We start from the raw sequence: 6,138 nt of genomic DNA on the forward strand, positions 1-6,138 counted from the left end.
GACCTTCAGGGAGTAGAAAAGAAAGGCTGGTGTGCTTCAGCGTAACGTCCTTGCTTTTCTAACCTCTTCATTGTGAGCGGCTCTCCAGAGATGCAAACCGCTTCCTGTAATCAAAGAGGCTCTGAAAACATGATCCTCCGGAGTCATTTGGCATAATTAGCGCTAATCTTCCGCTATGAGATTGTCATCCCCGAATGCCCTTATCGGGGATCCAGATTTCACGTCGTTCAGGAGCTGGATTCCCGATCAGAATCGCTTCGGGAATGACAGTTTTGGAAGCTGGTCTGAAGATTGGTACTAATCGGGTTTGGCATTTTCTACTAGCAGTGATTTTGGTAACGGCGCAGACAGGGGCAGCTGTTGAAGTTGCAGGATTGGCTGGAAATCGTGTCTAAAAGTGACAATGGGTATCTTTACAACGGCAGCTATTGAAAAAGTTGTTGTCAATAGCGCGATATCGTAATAGTTATCGTTAAATAATTTTGAACGGACAGCTGATGCCATCACGGATAATTCAATTTTTCCGCACAATTCGTTTGAAGCGCATCCTGCTCTTCGGCGCCCTCGCCGTTCTGGCCGCTTTTCTCTTCTTGGCCGTGCTGGTGCTGGCGCTGCCATCCCTCCTTTCGACACAGGCGGGTCAGGCGATGCTCCGGAGTTCCCTCAGCAAATCTCTCAACAGGGAGGTCTCCTGGTCGGAACTGGTCTTTTCCTGGTCGGATGGCCTGTCGATCAAGGGACTGGCGCTGGGGCCCGGACAGGCTCCGATGCTGAAAGCGGCAGCCGGCGATGCGATCGTCGTCGCGAAGATCGGATACCGTGACGGTCGGATGCATGCCGACCTCAAGATACGGGTGAGCGGCGTCAACGCCGACCTGGCGCCCGGTCCGCCCAAGCCGCCCGCTCCGTACAAAGAGCCGCTGACGGCGGCAGCGGAGGCCCTCCAGCGGTTCCAGGCCATGGATTGGCCGCTGCCGATCGATCTCTCGCTGAAGCTGGCTGTCGATCCTGTCAAGATCGCCTACCGTGACCCGCAGTCGAATCGAAAGGTGACCCTCAGCAACGGGTCACTGGTGTGCGATGTTCCGTCGCTGGCGGATCGGCCGGTGACAGCCAAGGTTCGCGGCGATCTGGACGTCGACGGCCACCGGATCGAGGCGCTATCGGTCACCGCGGACCTGAAAAAGCTGGTCACGACTGCCCGGCACGTCCATCCGGCTGGGGCGCTGATCGCGGTTGAGGCTGCACTGCCGGGAACATCCGTCACGCTGCAAGGGGGATTGCAGGAGACAGGGGGATTGACCGCTCGGGCGCGGCTCGATCTCCCCCGGCTGATGAGCGTCGCCGGCCCGTTTGTTCCTGCCAACCTGCCAGCCCTGCAGGGACAACTCGCCCTCTACCTGCAAGGGAAGGTGGATGCCGCGAACACCCTCCAGCTCGATCTGGCGGTTACCGGCTCGCGCATCGCAATGGGCGGCGGAGGGTCGTCACGTGGCATGGTCGGCCCTCTCGATCTGCAATTCAAGCAAAAGGTCGGCTCCGATCTCAAGCGCCAACAGGTCCGCCTTACCGGAGGCAGCCTGACGGTCGACAACTGGCTCGCAGCCGGCTGGCAAGCGGACATCGATCGTCCCTCCAGCAAGGATCGCGAGCTTTCCGCCCGCTTCGGTCCCGCCAGGGTCGATGTCGGACGCCTCTTCACGGCCGCGGGGCCGATTCTGTCGGCAAATGCCGACCGTAAAGGGAAGCGCCCCGCAGGAGCGGCTTCAGCCGCGAATCCGTCCTCTCCGCCCAAGCCGGAATTTCCTGTCCGTGAGCTGGCAGGCGAGCTTAAGCTGGACCAAGTTTCGATCCTTCTCACGGGAAGGAAAAACAAGGGAGTGGTGGCGATCTCGAAGCTCGGCCTCAATCTCCCCCGCCTGCGGCTTGCATTGCCGGCCGGCGGAATCACCGCCGAGGGAATCGAGTTCGGCATCGACCGGATGACCGCGCCGCTCTCCGGGTTCAAGCCAACCGCCGTTGCGGCCTCGCTCTCCTACGCCGTCGGTCGAGCCGCAATGACCGGAAAGGAGCAGATGAACGTCGACGGAGTACGGGGGGGCGTTCAACTGAAGGTAACGGACCTCGACCTGAAGAGTCCGTCACCTCGAAAGGTCTCCGGGAACGCGGAGGTAACGGAGGTTCTCGACGTGCGCCGGGTGAAAATGGCCGGCACCCTGGACGCCGAGACGCTGCACGGCCTTCTCGCGACACGAGTCCTGCTGAAAAAGAACGGGGAGATGGAGGTGCCGTCACCGCGGATCGAGCTGACCGCCGCCGCCCTTAAAGCCTTCTCCTCCGGGAAAACCATCACGGCAATCCCGCTGGCTGCCACCGTCACGGCCGCCGGCATTACCCTCCCCGCCCGGCAGGGGACGTCGCCGGCCGTGGCGAGGGTCGCCTGCACTCTCAAAAGCGCAATAGAAGTCTCACAGTCGCGGTCGGTGAAGGTTCCGTCCGGTCGGAAGCCGGGGATCGAGACAATTCTCGCCAAACTCCCGCTCACGGTCACCGCGACCGTCGCCGGAATCCGACTCCCTGCACAAAAAGGCGCCCCCCTTGCGGTCGAGCGCGCGGAGTGCGCCCTGCGCGGCGAGTTGGCGATGCCGGTATCGAAAATCGGCCGACCGGCGGCATCGGGTGGATCGCCCAAAGCTGTGCCGAAAGCGCAATCACCCGCTTCGCGCCAGTCGGCAAAGCAGGATTCGAATTCCGCGCCGGACGCCGCGCGTCATGCTACGAGCGCCACCGGAGAAACGTTCGCGACGATCCCGCTGTCGGCAGCCGTCACTGTCATGGGGATTCGGCAGCCGGGGCTTGGCGGTGCTCCCCTTTCCGTCGACCGGGTCCAGGGTAATGTGCACGGCGAGTTGGAGATGCTGCTGCGGGCGGCCGTCGGCAGCAAAAGCCCCGGCAAAGGTCCCGGCAGCGTTCCACTGGTGGCGAACCTCTCGGCAGCCGGAATTCATCTGCCGGTGAAAAAGGGAGCGTTGCCCTCATTGGAACGAGCGGCCTGCAGCGTGAGCGGAGGCGACTTCCTAGCGCTGGAGGCAACCGCGTCCGTCTCCGGCGCATCGCCTCAGAAAGCAGTCAGCAACGGCACCCTCCGGATGGACCTGGACAGGCTCCTTCCCGTGGCAGCCCCGTTTCTCCCAAAAGGCGTCGCCGCCGGAGGAAAGAGTTCCCTGGCCTGGACGCTGTCGGTCCTCCCGGCCGGGGCGAAAGCGCCTCCACCTGGAAAGAACCCCCTCGCCGCGGCCAAGGGCTATTTGTCGATGGTCGAGCGTGCGGATATCGACATGATCCTCGCCAACCGCGCGATCAGCTATCCACTTGCCGGCGGGAGCTTCTCCCTCACCGAGCTGCGCACGTCAGCGCCGGTCCGGGTCGTGGTTTCCAGCGGGGCAGAGAAGATTAGCCTGGATGGCGGCCTCTCCTTTGCCGGCCTGAGCAGGGTGCCCGCTTCCGCGGGGACCTTCCCCTCGCAAAGCGGCACCCTCTCCTTCTCCGGGCAGCTGACGAACTGGCAAAACGCGCGGCTGCACGAGGAGTTGAAACTGCAGCAATTCGGGATCAACCACAAGGCCGATGCCGCCATCAGCCGCCTCGACACCCTGATGGAGAAACAGGCGAAAATAAGCGCGGCCTCCCTGCTGCAGGGCGTGGACGCGGCCGTCACCACGGAGTTCGCGGCACATTTCCCGGCCACCCCGACGCCGGTGCCGGGAGGCGCCAAATTGTCCGGAGACCTAAGCGGCACCGTCCGGCTCAACCTGGTGGGGGGGCGGGACCTCAAGATCAGCGCCAGCGCCAAAACGCGCGATTTCGGGGCGCGCCTCTCAAACGGCACCACGATCGAAGGCATGCGCGGCGAGCTTCTCGTCGACCGCAGCTATGCCATGGCCAGGCGGTCCACTGCCGGCTGGACGCCCCTTTCGGCTTCCCTGGTGCGCCCCGCCCCCGAACAGTTCGGTGCCGGCGGCGCCCCTGAAATTGTCAGCCGGGTGCGCGAGGACCTGCAGGGGCAGGAGGTCGGGAGCCGCAGGTTTTATATCAAAAGAATAGCGGTCACGAGCGGAGGGGTCCCGGTCGATCTCACCTCGCTGGAAGGGGACCTGATGCTGACCACGGAAACGATGGGGGTGACCTTCCTGCAGACCGAGCTTTTGGGCGGAACCATGCGCCTGCGCGGTCTGATCGACCTGAAACCCGAGGTGCCGGCTCTTTCCGCCGACTGCTCGTTCTCGAACCTCGAGACCTTCCTGCTCTTATCCCCCGAGACCCGTAAGAGCAGCCGGACGGACCGCCGCCAGACGCAGATAACGGGCGAGCTTTCGCTGGCGGTCCCGCTGGCGACGGGAGAGCGCGAGCTTTTGGAGGGGAACAGGATGCGGATCAACCTCCGCAAGATCGGCGCCGACACCCTGGAGCGAGCACTGTTCAGTCTCGATCCGTATGAGCGAAACGAGCAGATCGTGGCCCAGCGCAAGATGCTGCGGCTGGGGAGCCTGAAAGGACTGCGGGCGAGCACGCGGGATGGCGCCTTCAGCATGGAGGGAGAGGTGCGGGTGAAGGGGATCGATCTGGCCCTGCCCAAGGTAGATCGGATCAGGCTGTCGGAGCTGGCGCTGAAAAAACAACTGGCGGGAACCATAGCCGGGATCACCGCGGCGCGCAAGGGTCTCGATCTGGTACGCGCCGACACCATCGTAGTTGGACGCAACGGAGAAATTTCCCTGGTCAGGAGGGGACATGAGCAATAGAAGACGTTCGACATGCCTTTTTACCGCGCTGCTGATAACCGCCGGCTGCACCCTGGCCAAGGTCGACGTGAACGTCGTCAGCGAACGGACCTCGCTGGAGAACCAGGTGCTGGGGACCTACAACAGCCTGAGCGAGGACCTGCTGCTGGTCGCCTCGGTGCGCGGCATCTCCCCCACCGGCAAGATCGAGGAGCCCCCCCGCCGCTCCCCCGAACAGCAGGAGGCGACCAAGGCCATGGAGACGATCGCCTTCCATGCCGACGATCTGGAATCGTTCAAGCGTCTGGGCTGGGTCGGCGAAAACCGGGAGGGGCTTTTGACGACCTTCCCGCGGGAGATCCCGAAGGTCATCACCCCCGAGTTGCAAGCCTTCGCCGCCCGTTACCGGGAGCCGGAGTTTCGCCAGGTCGTCGAGGAGGTGAACCGGTCGCGCGAGGTCCTCATGCAGCGGGTGGTGCAGACCAATGAGAATTTCACCTCCAAGGATCTCCCGGCGATCAGGAAAGTCTTCGCCAGGATCAACCGGCAGAACAGCGCGGCCGGGACCAAAGTCCAGGCGGAAGACGGCTCGTGGAGCACCCGATGAGACCGGCGGTGGCAATGAAATCTTGCCTCTCGCTTCTCGCCGTCTTCCTCACGGCGGCGGCCGTCCACGCCACTCCCTTGGGCGATGAACTGCTGGCGCCCGCGGCGCCGCGACCGGCGCCCCGCTCGCGCCCGGAGATCGCGCCGAAGCCGGCCATCTTCACCTCACGCTCCATCTCCTATGCCGCCCGCTCGGCAGACGGGCGCTGGATCGCCACGGTCGAAAAGGGTGACGACGACAGCAACGAGCTCTGGCTGCACCAGGTGGGTAACCCGCAGCTCCTCCCCCGGCTGCTCCTGGTCTCTCCCGTGCGTCTGGCCGCCCCTGCGCTGAACCGGGACGGGAGCCTCCTCGCCTACGTCGATGCCCGTGACGACGTGAAGGGCGATATCTGGCTCTTCGATCTCGCCTCGGGAGCCAAAGAGCCGCGCAGGCTGACCGGGTCGGATGCGGCGGACGACGCCCCGGTCTTCACGGCCGACGGCGGCGCGATCGTTTACCAGCGGCAGGCCCCTGGCGATCAGCAGCGCGAGTTGGTGCGGCTCGATTACCGGACGCTGAAAAGCTCCGTGCTCCCGGTCGGCATCGATGCCGGCTTTGCCGCGCCTTCCCCGGACGGCGCCGGCTGGGTCTTCGTCTCCCGAAAGGACGACCCCGGCGGCGACCTCTGGCTCTGGAATGAAAAAAGCGGCGCTCTCAAAGAGATCACCGGCGGAGCGGACCGCGACCTTTACCCCGTCTGGGAGAGCG

At 63.9% G+C, this 6,138-nt stretch carries 3 protein-coding genes; all 3 read left to right on the forward strand.

The window, feature by feature from the left end; all coding sequences use genetic code 11:
- The first annotated feature begins 536 nt into the window (after positions 1–536).
- Positions 537–4,802, forward strand: coding sequence for a hypothetical protein (locus AC11W3_RS16155; RefSeq protein WP_484093352.1), 4,266 nt, complete (start codon positions 537–539; stop codon positions 4,800–4,802).
- Positions 4,792–5,388 carry a DUF1318 domain-containing protein gene (locus AC11W3_RS16160; protein ID WP_484089492.1) on the forward strand — a complete coding sequence of 199 codons (597 nt, stop codon included), beginning with the start codon at positions 4,792–4,794 and terminating at the stop codon, positions 5,386–5,388. The genes AC11W3_RS16155 and AC11W3_RS16160 overlap by 11 nt, the downstream gene beginning before the upstream one ends.
- An 8-nt stretch (positions 5,389–5,396) precedes the next feature.
- Positions 5,397–6,138 (forward strand): hypothetical protein (locus AC11W3_RS16165; protein WP_484093353.1); only part of this gene is annotated, 742 nt, incomplete at its 3' end.

The organism is Geomonas sp., assembly GCF_056994735.1.

Coding starts and splice junctions, on each gene's coding strand:
- AC11W3_RS16160 (WP_484089492.1), top strand. CDS start 4,792: ATGAGCAATAGAAGACGTTCGACATGCCTTTTTACCGCGCTGCTGATA.